The sequence below is a fragment of the Leisingera sp. ABM4_103 genome (genome assembly GCF_056158685.1).
In genome coordinates, this window is the sequence record NZ_JBSWTU010000005.1 from 161,180 (window position 1) to 176,131 (window position 14,952).

The following is a 14,952-nucleotide window of genomic DNA, read 5'->3' on the forward strand; positions in this document are numbered from 1 at the left end:
AAGCGCGCCAAACAGATTGAGGACCGATATGAGCGTTACCCTTGAACAGGCGGCAGAAGCCCTGAACGGCAAGCTGGACGCAGGCGAATTCGATTCCACCGCCAAGTTCCAGATCGAAGACCTGGGCGCCATCATGCTGGACGGCGCAGGCGCGCGTGTCGGCGACGAGGAGGCGGATGTGACCATGACCGCAGATGCCGACACCTTCCAGTCGATCCTGGACGGCGAGCTGAACCCGACTGCCGCCTTCATGTCCGGCAAGCTGACCATCGACGGCGACATGGGCGCTGCGATGAAGCTGGCCTCGGCCCTCGCCTGATGGACGGCGCCCCGGTGGAGCTGCAGCCGGCGCCCTTGTACGCGGAGATCGCGCAGGGGCCTGCGGACGGCGCAGCCCATTGGGTCCAGACCTCAGATGGCCTGCGCATCCGTGCAGGCCACTGGCGTCCTGAAGGAGCGGCCAAGGGCACGGTACTGCTGTTCCCCGGGCGCACCGAGTATATCGAGAAATACGGGCTGGCCGCGGCGGAGTTTGCCGCTTGCGGCTATGCCACCCTCACCGTTGACTGGCGCGGCCAGGGGCTGGCCGGGCGGATGCTGGCGGAACGGCGGCTGGGTCATGTGGGCCATTTCACCGATTTCCAGAAAGACGTGCATGCGCTCGCAGCGCTGGCGGAGCAGCTGGACCTGCCCCGGCCGTGGTTCCTGGTTGGCCATTCCATGGGCGGCGCCATCGGCCTGCGGGCGCTGATCGAGGGCTTGGACGTCAATGCCTGCTGCTTCACCGGCCCGATGTGGGGCATCCAGATCCCGCCGCTGATGCGCCCGCTGGTTCGTGTGATAAGCGGCATCGCCCCCTATCTGCGCCTGCAGGAGCGGCTGCTGCCGACCACCGCGCTGGAGCAATACGTCCAGATCACCCCGTTTGAGGGCAACACGCTGACCACCGATCCAGAGATGTACCGGATGATGCACGCCCAGCTGGCGGCGCAGCCGGACCTGGCGCTTGGCGGCCCCACCATCCAATGGCTGCGCGTCAGCCTTGAGGAATGCGCCGAGCTGGCAGCAATGCCCTCCCCCGCGCTGCCCTGCATCACCTTCCTTGGCACCGACGAGCAGATCGTTAACGTGCAAGCCATCCATGACCGCATGGACCGCTGGCCCGGCGGCAAGCTGGACCTGATCAAGGGCGGCCAGCACGAGGTGATGATGGAGACCCCGGAAATCCGCACCCATGTCTTTACCAGCATGTGCCGCCTGTTTGAGCAGCACGACGGCTGACGGCGTGCCTTTGTCCGTTGCCTGTGCAGCGCACCCCTCTTTTACCCGGCCGTTACCCGCCTCTGCCATTCTCCTGTGCTGATCCGCCCCCGGCTGCTTGTGATCCCGCAAGCCGCCGCTTAGATGTTGGGGCAAAGCATTTCACATGACAGGAGCCCCCATGTTCCAGCTTCCCTTCCCCGTCCGCGACGCAAACGCCACAGCCGGTTCCGGCGGCCTTGGCAACCTGCCGGAATGGGACCTCAGCGACCTCTACACCTCCGAGGACGCCCCCGAACTGGCCCGCGATCTGGACTGGCTCCAGCAGGAATGCGCCGCCTTCGCCGCCGATTACGAGGGCAAGCTGGCGGATCTTGACGCGGATGGCCTGCTGGAGTGCGTGCAGCGCAACGAGAAGATCAACAACATCGCCGGCCGCATCATGTCCTTTGCGGGCCTGCGCTATTACCAGCTGACCACCGACGCGGACCGCGCGGCCTTCCTGTCGGACTGCCAGGAGAAGGTGACCATCGCCACCACCCCGCTGGTGTTCTTCACGCTGGAACTGAACCGGATCGAAGACAGCGTGATGGACGCGCATCTGGCCGCCAACGCGGAACTGGGGCGTTATGAGAGCGTCTTCCGCCGCATCCGCGCGATGAAGCCCTACCAGTTGTCCGATGAGCTGGAGAAATTCATGCACGACCTCGGCATCGTTGGCGACGCCTGGGAAAAGCTGTTTGACGAGACCATCGCCGGCCTCACCTTCACCGTGAACGGCGAAGAGCTGAACATCGAAGGCACCCTGAACCTGCTGACCGAGCAGGACCGCTCCAAACGCGAGGCTGCGGCCCGCGAACTGGCCCGCGTGTTCGGCGAGAACATCAAGACCTTTGCCCGCGTCCACAACACGCAAGCCAAGGAAAAGGAAATCATCGACCGCTGGCGCGGCATGCCCAGCGCCCAGATGGGGCGCCACCTCTCCAACGACGTGGAGCCTGAGGTGGTCGAGGCGCTGCGCGAGGCGGTGGTTGCCGCCTACCCTAAGCTGAGCCACCGCTATTACGAGCTGAAGCGCAAATGGCTCGGCCTCGACGTCATGCAGGTCTGGGACCGCAACGCGCCGCTGCCGCTGGAAGACACCCGCACCATCAGCTGGGACGAGGCTGAAAAGACGGTGATGGAGGCTTATAACGCCTTTGACCCCCGCATGGGCGAAATCGCCGCGCCGTTCTTCTCCGACGGCTGGATCGACGCCGGCGTGAAGCCCGGCAAGGCGCCCGGCGCCTTTGCCCATCCGACTGTCACCAACGTGCACCCCTATGTGATGCTCAACTACCTGGGCAAACCTCGCGATGTGATGACCCTGGCGCATGAGCTGGGCCACGGCGTGCACCAGGTGCTGGCGGCGGAACAAGGCGAGATGCTCTCCTCCACCCCGCTGACCCTGGCGGAGACCGCGTCCGTGTTCGGCGAGATGCTCACCTTCCGCAAGATGCTCGACAAGGCCGAAACCAAGGAGCAGCGCAAGGTGCTGCTGGCCGGCAAGGTCGAGGACATGATCAACACGGTTGTGCGCCAGATCGCCTTTTATGATTTTGAATGCAAACTGCACGCCGCCCGTACCGAGGGCGAGCTGACCCCGGACGACATCAACGCCATCTGGATGTCGGTGCAGGCCGAAAGCCTGGGCGAAGCGTTCGAGTACATGGACGGTTATGAGACCTTCTGGGCCTACATCCCGCACTTTGTGCATTCGCCCTTCTACGTTTACGCCTATGCCTTTGGCGACGGGCTGGTGAACGCGCTCTACTCGGTCTACGCCGAAGGCGGCGAAGGGTTCGAGGACAAGTATTTCGAGATGCTCAAGGCAGGCGGCTCCAAGCACCACAAGGAGCTGCTGGCGCCCTTCGGCCTCGATGCCACCGACCCCAAGTTCTGGGACAAGGGCCTCTCCATGATCTCCGGCTTCATTGATGAGCTGGAAGCGATGGAAGACTGATGCCGGTCGCCTTGCGCCCGGTGGCCCGAAGCGAATTTGATCTGGTTTCCCGCATCCAGGTGGAACCGGATCAGATCCGTTTTTCCGGCACTGTGGCGCAGGCGTTTGAAGAGAATGAGGAGGGTGTGGATTTTCACGCCATCCTCGACGATGCCCGCGCGGTCGGCTTCTTCAAGATCGACCGGCTGTATCATGAGACCTATGAGTTTGCCCAAGCGGATGAGCTGGGCCTGCGCGCCTTTATGATCGGCCGGGAGGATCAGGGCAACGGCTATGCCACCGCGGCCGTGGCAGCCCTGAAGCGCTATCTCCCCGCCCATTACCCGGACCGCCGCGCGGTGGTGCTGACGGTGAACCTGCAGAACCCTGGCGCCGTCCGCTGCTACCTGAAGGGCGGCTTTGCCGATACCGGCGGCATATACCCCCACGGCCTTGCCGGCCCGCAGCACATCCTTCGGATGGACCTGGCGGCAGGGCGCTGAGTGTCCGGGACAGGAAATCTCAGGGACCGCTTCCGCCCTTTCTTTGCCTGGGTCCGCGCGCATGTACCGCGCGGGCTGAGGCTGCTGCTGGGGCTTCTGCTTATTTTGGGCGGGATATTCGGGTTCCTGCCGGTGCTGGGTTTCTGGATGATCCCGCTTGGCGTGCTGGTGGCCGCCATGGACATAAAGCTGATCCGCCGCTGGCTGCGGCGCAGAAGGCGGTAACCCCCAAGACGGAACGCCGGGCCGCACCGGCTTTGCCGTATCAGGCGGAACTCTGCCAGCACGCACTTCACCTGGCTGCCCTGCGGCGCGCTATGGCAGGTTGTCCGCAGTAAAAAGGTGAAACCGCGCAGGCTTGGGCTAGCATCATGTGGCGAAGGCATGAGCATCCGGTTCGAGCAGAATGAGTGAACGCCCCAGATCAGACCCGCCAGCCTCAGCGACCAGTCAGGTCACCATGCTGCTTGGGCTTGCTGGCTACTTTACCGCCTTGTTGCTGTTGCGGGGCACTGGCACCGGGCGGGTTGAGGCCGGGATTATTGCGATGCTCGCCACCGCGCTGCCGATGATGGCGCATGAAATCCTGGTGCTGCGGGTGTACCGCCACAAGGCAGCCGGGTTTGGTCCGGTGACTGCGCTGCGCTGGCAGCACATCCACTGGCCGCGTGTGCTGGTGAAGCTGGTTGGCCTGTGCGGCACCCTCGCCGTGATCGCCGCGGCCTATTGGATGTTTCCGGAGTACCACCGTTCTTTCTACGCGCCGTTCTGGGAGGCTTGCCGCATCTGCATGCCGGTGCTTCTGGTCCTGGCGGTTCCCTACTTCATCCTCACCGATCTCCGGATGCGCAGACCAGAAGACGGCTATTTTCACGCGGGCAACCTGCTCCTTGGCCGCCTCGCCCCAGCGAACAGGGCAGCTTTGCTGGACTACGGCCTCGGCTGGCTGATCAAGGGGTTCTTCCTGCCGCTGATGTTTGTCTATTTCAGCGGCAATGCCGCCTATCTGCTGAAGACGCCGCTGACCGCGGCAGTGGAGAGCTTTCCCGCCTTTGTCAGCTACACCGGCAGGCTGGCGGTGGGGGTCGACCTGGCCTTTGTCAGCATCGGCTATGTGCTGACCCTGCGGCTCACCAATTCGCACATCCGCTCTTGCAATCCGCTGTTCTGGGGCTGGGTGGTGACGCTGGCGATGTATGTGCCGTTCTTCTCGGTCATCGGCCGCAAGTATCTGGAGTACAATGACGGTCTCGGCTGGCTGGACATGTTCGGGACCGGCTGGGGGCTTTGGGTGGCCCTTTGGGGCGCCGCCATCGTCACGGCCAAGGTGCTGTGGGCCTGGGCCAACGCCTCCTTTGGCATCCGGTTTTCCAACCTCACCCACCGCGGCATCATCACCAACGGCCCCTACCGCTGGACCCGCCATCCGTCGTATCTGTTCAAGAACATATCCTGGTGGCTGCTGTCAGTGCCCTTTTTCACCACCGAAGGCACCGCCGAGGCACTGCGCCACTGCTTGCTGCTGCTAGGCATCAACGGGGTCTATTTCCTGCGCGCCAAGGCGGAGGAAAAGCACCTGTCCGAGGACCCGACCTATGTCGCCTATGCGCTGTGGGTCGAACAGCACGGCAGGCTGCGCTGGCTGGGGCGTATGCTGCCGCTTCTGCGGTATCAGCCGCCTGCGGGCGAACCAAACGATATTGCTGACCGCCCGGCGCCCGAGCCGCAATCCCGGCTCTGATTACTTCAGCTGACTGTCCTTGGAGCCGCGCCGGTTGATGCCGCCGCGCGCCTGTTGCGCGCCATCGCGCTCCTGCTGGCAGTCGATGCAGAGCTTGACGCCGGGAATGGCCACGCGGCGCTTCTCCGGGATCGGCTCCTCGCATTCGGCGCAATGGGTGAGGCTTTCGCCCACCGGGCGTTTCTGCGCCTTCATCCGCGCAAGCTCGTCATTGATCGAGGCTTCGATCTGCTCATTCACCGCGCCGTCCTGCGCCCAGCCGCCTGCCATGGCTCCTCCTCCTGTGCCAGAGGATGTGAATGTAGGTGCGCACAGGCAGCCTGACCAGTGCCGTGCGCCGGCAATATCCGAGCAATTCTGTCAACTATTTGATTTTATTGCATTTTCCATTGACCGGCCGGCGGGCAGCCGGTACACAGAACACAGAGATTGCAAGCAAGCCAGAATCACCAGGCCGCAAGCAGCCAGCGCACCAGCCATCCTCCGGGACAGCCAGACCGCCAGCGATGCCCGCCACCAGAGTGATTTCAGCCAGCCACGCGCCAGACATGCAGCCAGCACTTCCGCCAGTCAGCCCCATCCAGCCTAAGCGCACCCAGCTCCGCAGCAGCCAGGCACGCGCCAGACAGGTTTCCTGCCAGCATCCGCCAGCCATTCAGGTCAGCCTGACTGACCCAATGTTTCGCGCGCGAAACATTGGGGAAACACTGCTGCCGTAAAGCCAGTGCAACCGCCAGCAGCCCGGGGCAAGAAAAAAGGCGGTGCCGGAGCACCGCCTTTATACGTTTCTTCGGGACACAGCGGTCAGACGCTGGACAGCATGCCCTTTTCGCTTGCCAGCTCGCGCATCTTCTTTTGCAGCTTCTCGAAAGCCCGCACCTCGATCTGGCGGATCCGTTCGCGGCTGACGTTATACTGCGAGCTCAAATCCTCAAGCGTCACCGCCTGATCCATCAGGCGGCGCTGGGTCAGGATGTCCTTCTCGCGGTCGTTGAGCACATCCAGCGCTTCGGCCAGCAGCTCGCGCCGCGCCTCAAGCTCATCACGAGCCTCGTAATCGCCGGCCTGGTCGGCATCTTCATCCTCCAGCCAGTCCTGCCACTGCATGGTGCCCTCGCCCTCGCTGCCGACAGTGGCATTCAGCGAGGCATCGCCGCCGGACATGCGGCGGTTCATCGAGATCACCTCGTCCTCGGTCACGCCGAGATCCGTGGCGATTTTCTTGACATTCTCGGGGCGCAGATCGCCGTCTTCCAGCGCGCCGATGCGGGCCTTGGCCTTGCGCAGGTTGAAGAACAGTTTCTTTTGCGCCGACGTGGTGCCCAGCTTCACCAGCGACCAGGAGCGCAGGATGTATTCCTGGATCGAGGCGCGGATCCACCACATGGCATAGGTCGCCAGGCGGAAGCCCTTTTCCGGGTCAAAGCGTTTCACCGCCTGCATCAGGCCGACATTCGCCTCGGAGATCACTTCGGCCTGCGGCAGGCCATAGCCGCGGTAGCCCATGGCGATCTTGGCCGCGAGCCGCAGATGGGAAGTTACCATCTTGTGGGCCGAGGCCGCATCCTGTTCCTCGACCCAGCGCTTCGCCAGCATGTATTCCTCTTCCGGTTCCAGCAGCGGAAATTTGCGGATTTCCTGGAGATACCGGTTCAGGCCGCCTTCGGGCGTCGGGGCAGGCAGGTTTGCATAATTCGCCATCTAAAGTGTCCCTCCCAAAATGTATAAGGACTTAACATTAGCGCATATGTGTTAGCGCTAAGCCCTTTTCAAGGACCGCTTGTGGAATTCTTCTATGTTAGCTCCGGCGTGGCGGTCTGTGAATTGCATCACAGGGAAGAACACAACTATTTGCTGGTAATTTACTGCCGCAAAGCCGCCAGCAAATCCGCCATATCCTGCGGCAGCGGCGCTTCGAACCTGAGCGGTTCGCCGGTGAGCGGATGCGCAAATCCCAGCACCGCAGCATGCAATGCCTGGCGCGGGAAAGCCTGCACCGCGGCCTGCGCAGCCTCGTTCAGAGCCTTGGCAGCCAGCTTGCGGCGGCCGCCATAGGTAGGGTCGCCCACCAGCCCGTGGCCGGCATGTGCCATATGCACCCGGATCTGGTGAGTACGGCCGGTTTCCAGCCAGCATTCGATCAGCGCGGCACAGGACGGATTGCCGAAACTCTCAACAATGCGGGCACGGGTCACCGCGTGGCGGCCGCCCTGGAACAGCACCGCCTGGCGCTGGCGGTCGGTCTTGTGGCGGGCCAGCTGGGTGGTGAGCTTGAGGATATTGCCGGGCTCAAAGCTCGCCCCCTTGACGCCGCGCAGACGCGGGTCGTTGCCGTCCGGAACCCCGTAGCAGACCGCCTGATAGTAGCGTTCCACCGTGTGTTTCTCAAATTGCGCGGCCAGCCCCTGATGCGCGGCATCGGATTTGGCCACCACCAGGAGGCCGCTGGTTTCCTTGTCAATGCGGTGGACGATACCAGGACGCTTGACCCCGCCGACACCCGACAGGTTGCCGCCAAAGTGATGCAGCAGCGCGTTCACCAGCGTGCCCGAGGGCGAACCCGGCGCCGGATGCACCACCATGCCCGCAGGCTTGTTGATGACGATCAGGTCGTCGTCCTCAAACATGATCTCCAGCGGGATATCCTCGGGGCCGATATGGCTGTCTTCGGCCTCTTCCACCTCGATCGCGATCTGCGCACCCTCGGCAATCTTGGCCTTGGGGTCCTGCACGACTGCGCCATCCACCGTCAGCGCGCCGTCCTCGATCAGCCGGGCCAGCCGGGTGCGCGACAGGGTCGCCTCCTCTGGCACATCGCGCGAAACCGCTTTATCAAGCCGCTTAGGCGGGTTTTCCGCGATGACAAACTCAATCCGGCGGCTGCCCATGACTGATCCTTCCGAGACCGAAATCCAAACGGAGCCGCCGCAGATCCGGTTCCTGCGGCGGCTGGTGACCACGCTGACCGTGGTGATGATTGGCGGGCTTGTAGTGATAATCTCGCTGCTTGTCATCCGCCTGCAGGCAAGTGACGCGCCGCTGCCTGCGGAAATTGCCCTGCCCGATGGCGCGGAGGCCGAGGCAGTGACCCTGGGCCGGGACTGGATTGCCGTTGTGAGCCACGACAACCGCATCCTTATTTACGACCGGGAAACCGGTGAACTGCGCCAAGAGGTGCAGATCACCGACTAAGCCGGCCCGATCAGGACCGGAGCAGTACCTTGTTCGAGTCGATTGCCGCGGCGATTTGGGCGTATTGCGTCTGCCGCTCCCGCGCGGTTTCCGCACTGCGCAGAAGGACTGTGGCAGCTTCCTCCAATATCCGGGTGGCCTCCAGGTTCACAGCGGCCTGTACAGAGGCGCGCACCGGCGTGAGCGGCCGGGCGGTGCGTTCTGCCGGGTCGGCGGCGCTGGACACGGTCACCCGGTTCCGTTCCGGATCGCGGTTCTGGCGGGCCAGTCGCTTGAGCCTGCCGGAGGTGTCCTTGAGCACGCTGCGCACTTCGTCGTAGTCGGTGTCTTCCGGGATGCCGTCTGCGGCGGCTTCAAGCCTTTCGGACAGACAATCGACCTGCAGAGCCGAATTGCCGGTGGCGCCGCAGAAGGCTTTGGCCGCAGCCAGGGTTGCCAGCAGTTCCGCCAGAAACGCCGCCGAGCCGAACTCTCCGCCCGGCACAACCACCGTGTAGACAAGCGGACCCGGGCTTTGCGCCAGGACAGGCGAGGCGGACAAGCCCAGGCAGGAAACCCCTGCTGTCAAACACTTGCAGATTGAATTGAACATCTCGTAACCCCAACTGTTGCATGAAACTGCCCGCCGGCGGCGGGCAGTCCGCGCAGCAGCGCTGCGCGGCTTCTTGCCGGAACGAATGGGCCGCGGCGCAGCAATGTTGCCCGGTGAACGGCCGTTAACTAATCTGAATTTGTCCCAATCATAAGGTTGTTTATACATGTATACCAGTATCTTGCGGGCGGCTTCGCTCATTATTCCGCTGGCCTTTGCCGGACAGGCGGCATTGGCCCAAGCGTCGGGCCCGGCCTTGGATGAGGCCAAGCGCCGCCTAGCCTGCGGTGCCGGTGTGCCCGTCTCCGCCAGCTATCTTCCGGACGGCTCGCTGCAGGTGACCTGCCAGGCCACAGGCGCCGAAACCGTGACCCAAGCTGATACCGGCCGCATGCCGGAGACCGGCCTGTCAGCCGGTGCCACCGCCGGGGTGGTCGCAGGAGCCCTGTTCCTGGTTGTGATCGCCGATGACGATGATGGCACCACCACTACGACGACAACAACCACCACAAGCACCGCCGATTAAGGCCGGGGCCGGCCGCTGGTTCAGGCAGCGGCCGGTCTGCATCCCCACGAGAGAAACAGCCCAGCCCCGGCCTTGCTTCCGCACAGGCTCAGCAAGGCCCGCCCTGCGCTGCCGCAAACGTCACAGGCAAATGCGCAAACTATAGAACCGCCAAGCAAATGCGCCCGGCACTTGCTGATTTCATATTTTACCAAGGGGAGATGGTACCGCCTCCCCGGCTTGAACGGGGGACCTCTGGATCCACAATCCAGCGCTCTAACCAACTGAGCTAAGGCGGCACTGAGGGGGCATTTATAGCACGTCCCAGAGGCACGCAAGAGGTTTTTTTGCCTTTCCGCCGCAGAAATCCCAGGCATCGCGGTTACAGGTTCAGCGGGCCGGACCAGCGGCAGGCGCGGCCGCGGAGTTATCCACAAGCGCTTGCTATTACAGGCGAATCCAATTCTGCCTGGAACCGCATTGGTTAAGCGCCCGAGGTCTCAAAAGTCAGCTTCCAAGTCTGTTCCACCAGATCTTGGCCATAGCTGTGGACCGGGCGGCTGCCGCGCAGCTGCCAGCCGAACGCGCGGTACAAGGCGCATGCGGTTCGGTGGCTTTCATGGGTTTTCAGCATCATGCCGCGGTAGCCTGCGGCGCGGGCAAACGCCATGCATTCCCGCAACAGCCGCTTGCCCAGCCCCTTGCCGCGCGCTTTGGGCGTCAGCAGGAACAGCCGCAGCTGCGCGGTCTGCTCGTCCTTCCTCATGCAAAAGACTGTGCCCAGCCGCTCGCCGCGGCTTTCCGCCATCCAGCCCCGTTCGCAGCCCGGGTCATGGCCCGCGCAGAAACTGTGCAGAATGTCGGCAACCAGCGGCCCGAAAGTTTCATCAAAGCCCGCCTCGCGGGCGTAGAGATCCTGATGGCGGGCTACCAGCCATTGCATGTCGGTCGGGGCGAATTGGCGCAGGGTCACATCCGTCATGGACCGAGTGTAGCGCAAACCCGGCTTGCCTTTCAGCGTGCGGCGGGCTAGCACCGGCTGCAATCCGCTGACCGGCTTAGGAGCGCAAGATGAGTATCAATACCGAACGCGACATCGAGGCAAACCTGCAAATCGGCCCCACCGATCAGGGCATGGTGCGGATCTTCATCGAGGCGGGCGGCACCGAGATCCCGATGGACTTTGATCCGGAAGAGGCCGAGGAAATTGCCGACGAGATCCGCGCGGCTGCCCAGGCGGCGCGCAGCATCAAGTGATCCTGGCTGCCTGACCCATTGCGCGCCCCTGCTGGCTGGCGCGCAAACTCTTGTCCCGGCCCTTTAATCGGGACGGTTGACCCGTCCCGCATCCCGGCGCGCTTGGGATTGCCGGACCGGGTGCTTCCCGACACTATCCGCAGCGCGCTTGCAAAGCGTGCTGCCGGGCCCAAGGCCGCCAAGGGGTTCCGGCGCAGCCGGGGCACCTGCAGGCGCGGGAGCGCCCCCTTTCGCAGTCACACGCCCGGCTCTTCGCCCCCTGCCCCGCCCAGCAGCAGCCCGTCCTTGCAAGGGTCCGGATCGCGCAGGATTTGCAGGCGGCGGGCGGCGTCCATGGCGAATTTCTGCACCAGCTTCTTGCGGCGCGCCGGCGCCACCTTATCCTCCGGCGCCATTCGGATGATCTCCGCATCATAGGGATCGGCTATGATCAGCCCGGAGCCATCCGGCAGCAGATCGGTTGGGAACTCCATGTCCACCGCCCAGAAATAGCGGTCGCACCACTCCAGATAGCCTTCCCACTTGCCATCCGCCTGGAAATCGGCACGGCTGGATTTGCACTCAACAACCCAAAGCTCCCCCTTGGGCCCCAGCGCCATCACGTCCACCCGCAAGCCGCGGGCGGGGACGAATTCCTCCAGCGGGGCGAAGCCAAGCGAGCGCAAATAGCGCGACACCCCGCGGGCCAGTCTTTGTCCGGGCTGCAGATCTTCAATCATGGACGCGAATGTGAACAATTAGAGAACAAATTGCAATCCCGCGGTTTTGCCCGGAAATGGCGAAGCCGCGCCGCGCTCCCCCTTGTAACGAAGGACCGGGCAGCTTACTTACGCCCTTGGCGGGTTCTGCCCTTCTCGTGACAGGCAGCATTCCGGTGGCCTTAAGCAATTCCGAGGGAGCTGGCTCTGTTCGGATCCTGGTCCGTTTACCTGGCGCCCACCTGTATATACAGGTCCTCGGGAATCAAAGCCGCACGGTTGATTGGTGGTCCCGCCGCTTCCACCACCCTGTCTGCAAAAGAAAACCGCGCCTTCCGGAGGGGAAAGCGCGGGCCGAACGCCTGTGCGCCGGTTTGCTTAGCGGCGCGTGCGCAGCTGTTGCTGGCGCTGGGACGGCTTTTCAGCGGTCACTTTCACCGGCTGGAAGTCATGCGCCACCGGAGTGCCGCGGCGGGGGCCGCTGTCTTTCTCAGCCATCGCCATCACTGCCCAGGCAAACTGCACGCCGGCAAAGACGATGCCATGCATGAACCAGAGCAGGAACACCGCCAGAACTCCTGCATCCGAGGCGGTGACCAGCGACCAGAGATTTATCACATTGAACCACAGAAGCACCGCCACAAAGGCCGCGGCGATTGCAAAGCCGATCACAACATTGCGGATATACATCTTCACCAGTTCAGGCATCTGAATCCTCCAGAATTGCAAAGCGAGGTTATCAGCCTTTGCGGCGCCGTCCAGCGGTTCCGGAGGAGATGAGCGGAATTTGTCGCACCCCTTGCACGGCGCCTGCCCCAAACGCAAAAAAGCGCGCCCATCGGCGCGCTTCATTTCTTTTCAGCTCCCTGACCGGCAGCCTCAGAACGCTTCGGGTTTGGCCTCACGCGCCATGTGGTCGAGCACGGCATTGACGAACTTCGGCTCCTTGCCTTCGGGAAAGAAGGCGCGGGCGATGTCGACAAACTCGTTGATCACGACCTTGGGCGGAGTATCGGACTGGGTCAGCTCGGCGCCTGCGGCGCGGAACAGCGCCCGCAGGGTCGGGTCGATGCGGGCAATCGGCCATTTCGCCACCAGGGCGCGGTCGGTCATCTGGTCGATCCGCGCCTGATGGTTCACCGCTTCGCGCACCAGATTGCGGAAGACTTTGGTATCGCCCTCCGCCATTTCGTCACCTTCATAGACAGCACCAAACCGGTGATCCTCGAACTCGACGATCACCTTGTCGAAGGTGAGGCCGCTGTGTTCCATCTGGAACAGCGCCTGCACGGCGTAAAGCCGCGCTGCCGATCTCATCTGATTCTTGCCGTTGCCCTTGGGGCGGCTGTCCTGGGTGCTCATGCGCTGGTGGATCCGTTGTCTGTACCGGCGACCTGATACGCCCCTGCGGGTGCCTTGAAGCCGATGCCTTTGGTCTGGGCGCCCCACTTACGCGTGAGCGCGATCAGATGCAAGGCCGCAGCCGCAGCGCCGCCGCCTTTGTTCTGATCGGCGGTATCGGCGCGCACCTCGGCTTGCTTGCGGTTTTCCACGGTCAGGATGCCGTTGCCAATGCACAGGCCCTGCAAGCCCATCAGCTGGATTGCGCGGGAGCTGTCGTTACAGACCGTCTCGTAATGGGTGGTCTCGCCGCGGATCACGCAGCCCAGCGCCACATAGCCGTCGAAGTTCGAGCTGCGGTCGGCAATCGCAATCGCAGTCGGCACTTCCAGCGCGCCGGGCACTTCCACGATTTCAAAGGTGCCGCCCGCGGCTTCGATTTCGGCCGCGGCGCCGGCGACCAGATTGTCGGCAATATCCTTGTAGTAAGGCGCGACAACAATCAGCAGCTTCACCGGCTTGTCGAACTCGGCGCGCGGCAGGGTGTAGTGGGTTTCATGTCCAGCCATATCAAGCGTCCTTCAGAATGGGGCGGCTGCCGGTGATGGACAGGCCATAGGCGTCCAGCCCGACGTATTTGGTCGAGGGCGAGTTGGTCAGCAGGACCAGCTCATGCAGGCCCAGGCTCGACAGGATCTGGGCGCCGATGCCGGTCTGCTTGATGGTCACCGTGCGCGGGCCCTCGTCCTCATTGGCGTAGAGCGCGTTGCGCGGCTGGCGGAACAGGGTCACCACACCGCGGCCCTCTTCGGCGATGATCTCCATCGCACGCGGCAGCTGGCGGGCAGACTTGGGGCCCAAGCCCAGAATGTCGGTCGCCTCATGCAGCGCATGGGTGCGCACCAGCACCGGCTCCGGCGTAGTGATGTCGCCCTTGATCATCACCACATGCTCGATCCCGTGGGTCTGATCGGTGAACAGCCGCATTTCCCACTCGCCGCCGATTTCGGAGGTCACGGTCTCGCGCGAGGTTTCCACCACCAGGTTGTCGTTGCGGGCGCGGTAGGTGATCAGGTCGGAGATGGTGCCGATTTTCAGCCCGTGCTTTTGCGCATACTCCACCAGGTCGGGCAGACGCGCCATGGTGCCGTCTTCCTTCATGATCTCGCAGATCACGGAGGACGGGTAGTGGCCTGCCAGGCGGGCGACGTCGCAGCCGGCCTCGGTGTGGCCTGCGCGGACCAAAACTCCGCCCCGGCGTGCGCGCAGCGGAAAGACATGGCCAGGCGTGGCGATATCGGCTGCGGTCTTGTCCGGGTCGATGGCGGTGGCCACGGTCAGGGCGCGGTCCGCGGCGGAGATGCCGGTGGACACGCCCTCGCGCGCCTCGATGGAGACCGTAAAGGCGGTTTCGTGGCGCGAGGAGTTGTGCAGCGCCATCATCGGCAGGCCCAGTTCCTCGATCCGCTCGGCCGGCATCGTCAGGCAGATCAGCCCGCGGCCGTGGGTGGCCATGAAGTTGATCGCGGCGGCATCGGCGTGCTGGGCCGGGATCACCAGGTCGCCTTCGTTCTCGCGGTCCTCGTGGTCGACCAGGATGAACATACGGCCCTGGCGGGCCTCTTCGATGATCTCTTCAATCGGGCTGATGGCATCGCGCAGTTGCGCCTCAACCGGCCCCGGTGTTTCAAAGCTCATATGGCAGCCTTTCGATGTGCGTGGGCAGCACGCCTGGCACTGCGGGTTCTTTCCCAGCCAGATAGCCCAGGCCGGCAGCAAATGCCAGTCCCGCAAACGGCAACAAGAGGTCTGGACGCGCCCTGTGCATCTGTGCACAAGTGGTTTTGGATCCAATCTCTGGATCAAGCATCAATGGGTTGGG

At 63.5% G+C, this 14,952-nt stretch carries 19 protein-coding genes and 1 tRNA gene; 9 read left to right on the plus strand and 11 right to left on the minus strand.

Annotation, left to right across the window (positions count from 1 at the left end; genetic code table 11):
* Window positions 1-28 precede the first annotated feature (28 nt).
* The 6 genes from ACXAED_RS02430 (at window position 29) to ACXAED_RS02455 (ending at window position 5,485) form a co-directional block, all read left to right on the plus strand.
* Window positions 29-319 carry an SCP2 sterol-binding domain-containing protein gene (locus tag ACXAED_RS02430; protein ID WP_475046608.1) on the plus strand — a complete coding sequence of 97 codons (291 nt, stop codon included), beginning with the start codon at window positions 29-31 and terminating at the stop codon, window positions 317-319.
* A complete protein-coding gene (locus tag ACXAED_RS02435) occupies window positions 319-1,281 on the plus strand; it encodes an alpha/beta fold hydrolase (protein WP_475046609.1) in 963 nt (320 codons plus the stop codon). The genes ACXAED_RS02430 and ACXAED_RS02435 overlap by 1 nt, the downstream gene beginning before the upstream one ends.
* Window positions 1,282-1,441: 160 nt before the next feature.
* Window positions 1,442-3,262: a M3 family oligoendopeptidase gene (locus ACXAED_RS02440; RefSeq protein ID WP_475046611.1), complete on the plus strand. Its 1,821-nt coding sequence runs from the start codon at window positions 1,442-1,444 to the stop codon at window positions 3,260-3,262.
* The gene (locus tag ACXAED_RS02445) at window positions 3,262-3,744 is read left to right on the plus strand and encodes a GNAT family N-acetyltransferase (protein ID WP_475046613.1); all 483 of its coding nucleotides are present in this window, start codon (window positions 3,262-3,264) and stop codon (window positions 3,742-3,744) included. The genes ACXAED_RS02440 and ACXAED_RS02445 overlap by 1 nt, the downstream gene beginning before the upstream one ends.
* Window positions 3,745-3,969 (plus strand): hypothetical protein, encoded by a 225-nt coding sequence (locus ACXAED_RS02450; protein WP_475046615.1) that lies wholly within the window; start codon window positions 3,745-3,747, stop codon window positions 3,967-3,969.
* Between the two features lie 181 nt (window positions 3,970-4,150).
* Window positions 4,151-5,485, plus strand: coding sequence for a methyltransferase family protein (locus tag ACXAED_RS02455; RefSeq protein WP_475046616.1), 1,335 nt, complete (start codon window positions 4,151-4,153; stop codon window positions 5,483-5,485).
* Here ACXAED_RS02455 and ACXAED_RS02460 read toward each other — a convergent pair whose 3' ends face one another.
* The 3 genes from ACXAED_RS02460 to ACXAED_RS02470 all read right to left on the minus strand — a co-directional run bounded on the left by ACXAED_RS02460 (window position 5,486) and on the right by ACXAED_RS02470 (window position 8,373).
* A complete protein-coding gene (locus ACXAED_RS02460) occupies window positions 5,486-5,755 on the minus strand; it encodes a DksA/TraR family C4-type zinc finger protein (RefSeq protein WP_475046618.1) in 270 nt (89 codons plus the stop codon).
* Between the two features lie 534 nt (window positions 5,756-6,289).
* The gene (gene rpoH, locus ACXAED_RS02465) at window positions 6,290-7,186 is read right to left on the minus strand and encodes an RNA polymerase sigma factor RpoH (RefSeq protein WP_475046619.1); all 897 of its coding nucleotides are present in this window, start codon (window positions 7,184-7,186) and stop codon (window positions 6,290-6,292) included.
* A gap of 161 nt (window positions 7,187-7,347) precedes the next feature.
* Window positions 7,348-8,373, minus strand: coding sequence for an RluA family pseudouridine synthase (locus ACXAED_RS02470; RefSeq protein WP_475046621.1), 1,026 nt, complete (start codon window positions 8,371-8,373; stop codon window positions 7,348-7,350).
* On the opposite strand from ACXAED_RS02470, the gene ACXAED_RS02475 reads away from it, so the two are divergent.
* Window positions 8,372-8,677 carry a DUF6476 family protein gene (locus ACXAED_RS02475; protein WP_475046623.1) on the plus strand — a complete coding sequence of 102 codons (306 nt, stop codon included), beginning with the start codon at window positions 8,372-8,374 and terminating at the stop codon, window positions 8,675-8,677. The genes ACXAED_RS02470 and ACXAED_RS02475 overlap by 2 nt on opposite strands.
* Before the next feature lie 10 nt (window positions 8,678-8,687).
* Here the strand turns inward: ACXAED_RS02475 and ACXAED_RS02480 are convergent, their stop codons facing one another.
* Complete coding sequence (locus ACXAED_RS02480; protein ID WP_475046624.1) at window positions 8,688-9,269, minus strand: hypothetical protein; 582 nt, start codon at window positions 9,267-9,269, stop codon at window positions 8,688-8,690.
* A gap of 166 nt (window positions 9,270-9,435) precedes the next feature.
* Between ACXAED_RS02480 and ACXAED_RS02485 the strand changes: the two genes are divergently transcribed.
* Window positions 9,436-9,795 (plus strand): hypothetical protein, encoded by a 360-nt coding sequence (locus ACXAED_RS02485; protein ID WP_475046626.1) that lies wholly within the window; start codon window positions 9,436-9,438, stop codon window positions 9,793-9,795.
* Window positions 9,796-9,996: 201 nt separating this feature from the next.
* On the opposite strand, the gene ACXAED_RS02490 is transcribed toward ACXAED_RS02485, so the two are convergent.
* Together ACXAED_RS02490 and ACXAED_RS02495 are read right to left on the minus strand one after the other, a co-directional pair.
* Window positions 9,997-10,073 (minus strand) — tRNA-His (locus tag ACXAED_RS02490).
* 185 nt (window positions 10,074-10,258) lie between these two features.
* Complete coding sequence (locus ACXAED_RS02495) at window positions 10,259-10,774, minus strand: N-acetyltransferase family protein (protein ID WP_475046627.1); 516 nt, start codon at window positions 10,772-10,774, stop codon at window positions 10,259-10,261.
* 71 nt (window positions 10,775-10,845) lie between these two features.
* Here ACXAED_RS02495 and ACXAED_RS02500 point away from each other — a divergent pair, with 71 nt between their 5' ends.
* Window positions 10,846-11,031: a DUF6324 family protein gene (locus ACXAED_RS02500; protein WP_421054530.1), complete on the plus strand. Its 186-nt coding sequence runs from the start codon at window positions 10,846-10,848 to the stop codon at window positions 11,029-11,031.
* Window positions 11,032-11,267: 236 nt separating this feature from the next.
* Here ACXAED_RS02500 and ACXAED_RS02505 read toward each other — a convergent pair whose 3' ends face one another.
* The 5 genes from ACXAED_RS02505 to ribB all read right to left on the minus strand — a co-directional run bounded on the left by ACXAED_RS02505 (window position 11,268) and on the right by ribB (window position 14,768).
* Window positions 11,268-11,750 carry an MmcB family DNA repair protein gene (locus ACXAED_RS02505; RefSeq protein ID WP_475046628.1) on the minus strand — a complete coding sequence of 161 codons (483 nt, stop codon included), beginning with the start codon at window positions 11,748-11,750 and terminating at the stop codon, window positions 11,268-11,270.
* Between the two features lie 357 nt (window positions 11,751-12,107).
* Window positions 12,108-12,437 (minus strand): hypothetical protein, encoded by a 330-nt coding sequence (locus ACXAED_RS02510; RefSeq protein ID WP_475046630.1) that lies wholly within the window; start codon window positions 12,435-12,437, stop codon window positions 12,108-12,110.
* A gap of 171 nt (window positions 12,438-12,608) precedes the next feature.
* Window positions 12,609-13,091, minus strand: coding sequence for a transcription antitermination factor NusB (nusB, locus tag ACXAED_RS02515; protein WP_475046631.1), 483 nt, complete (start codon window positions 13,089-13,091; stop codon window positions 12,609-12,611).
* The gene (locus tag ACXAED_RS02520; protein ID WP_475046633.1) at window positions 13,088-13,639 is read right to left on the minus strand and encodes a 6,7-dimethyl-8-ribityllumazine synthase; all 552 of its coding nucleotides are present in this window, start codon (window positions 13,637-13,639) and stop codon (window positions 13,088-13,090) included. Before ACXAED_RS02520 ends, nusB begins: the two co-directional genes overlap by 4 nt.
* A 1-nt stretch (window position 13,640) precedes the next feature.
* A complete protein-coding gene (gene ribB / locus ACXAED_RS02525; protein ID WP_475046634.1) occupies window positions 13,641-14,768 on the minus strand; it encodes a 3,4-dihydroxy-2-butanone-4-phosphate synthase in 1,128 nt (375 codons plus the stop codon).
* Window positions 14,769-14,952: the final 184 nt, after the last annotated feature.

What these genes read in the sequence shown, in the direction of transcription:
- ACXAED_RS02460 (WP_475046618.1), bottom strand. Translation starts at nt 5,755, where the DNA reads ATGGCAGGCGGCTGGGCGCAGGACGGCGCGGTGAATGAGCAGATCGAA.
- rpoH (WP_475046619.1), bottom strand. Translation starts at nt 7,186, where the DNA reads ATGGCGAATTATGCAAACCTGCCTGCCCCGACGCCCGAAGGCGGCCTG.
- ACXAED_RS02505 (WP_475046628.1), bottom strand. Translation starts at nt 11,750, where the DNA reads ATGATTGAAGATCTGCAGCCCGGACAAAGACTGGCCCGCGGGGTGTCG.
- ACXAED_RS02455 (WP_475046616.1), top strand. Translation starts at nt 4,151, where the DNA reads ATGAGTGAACGCCCCAGATCAGACCCGCCAGCCTCAGCGACCAGTCAG.
- ACXAED_RS02470 (WP_475046621.1), bottom strand. Translation starts at nt 8,373, where the DNA reads ATGGGCAGCCGCCGGATTGAGTTTGTCATCGCGGAAAACCCGCCTAAG.
- nusB (WP_475046631.1), bottom strand. Translation starts at nt 13,091, where the DNA reads ATGAGCACCCAGGACAGCCGCCCCAAGGGCAACGGCAAGAATCAGATG.
- ACXAED_RS02435 (WP_475046609.1), top strand. Translation starts at nt 319, where the DNA reads ATGGACGGCGCCCCGGTGGAGCTGCAGCCGGCGCCCTTGTACGCGGAG.
- ACXAED_RS02475 (WP_475046623.1), top strand. Translation starts at nt 8,372, where the DNA reads ATGACTGATCCTTCCGAGACCGAAATCCAAACGGAGCCGCCGCAGATC.
- ACXAED_RS02485 (WP_475046626.1), top strand. Translation starts at nt 9,436, where the DNA reads ATGTATACCAGTATCTTGCGGGCGGCTTCGCTCATTATTCCGCTGGCC.
- ribB (WP_475046634.1), bottom strand. Translation starts at nt 14,768, where the DNA reads ATGAGCTTTGAAACACCGGGGCCGGTTGAGGCGCAACTGCGCGATGCC.
- ACXAED_RS02440 (WP_475046611.1), top strand. Translation starts at nt 1,442, where the DNA reads ATGTTCCAGCTTCCCTTCCCCGTCCGCGACGCAAACGCCACAGCCGGT.
- ACXAED_RS02510 (WP_475046630.1), bottom strand. Translation starts at nt 12,437, where the DNA reads ATGCCTGAACTGGTGAAGATGTATATCCGCAATGTTGTGATCGGCTTT.
- ACXAED_RS02480 (WP_475046624.1), bottom strand. Translation starts at nt 9,269, where the DNA reads ATGTTCAATTCAATCTGCAAGTGTTTGACAGCAGGGGTTTCCTGCCTG.
- ACXAED_RS02500 (WP_421054530.1), top strand. Translation starts at nt 10,846, where the DNA reads ATGAGTATCAATACCGAACGCGACATCGAGGCAAACCTGCAAATCGGC.
- ACXAED_RS02520 (WP_475046633.1), bottom strand. Translation starts at nt 13,639, where the DNA reads ATGGCTGGACATGAAACCCACTACACCCTGCCGCGCGCCGAGTTCGAC.
- ACXAED_RS02445 (WP_475046613.1), top strand. Translation starts at nt 3,262, where the DNA reads ATGCCGGTCGCCTTGCGCCCGGTGGCCCGAAGCGAATTTGATCTGGTT.
- ACXAED_RS02430 (WP_475046608.1), top strand. Translation starts at nt 29, where the DNA reads ATGAGCGTTACCCTTGAACAGGCGGCAGAAGCCCTGAACGGCAAGCTG.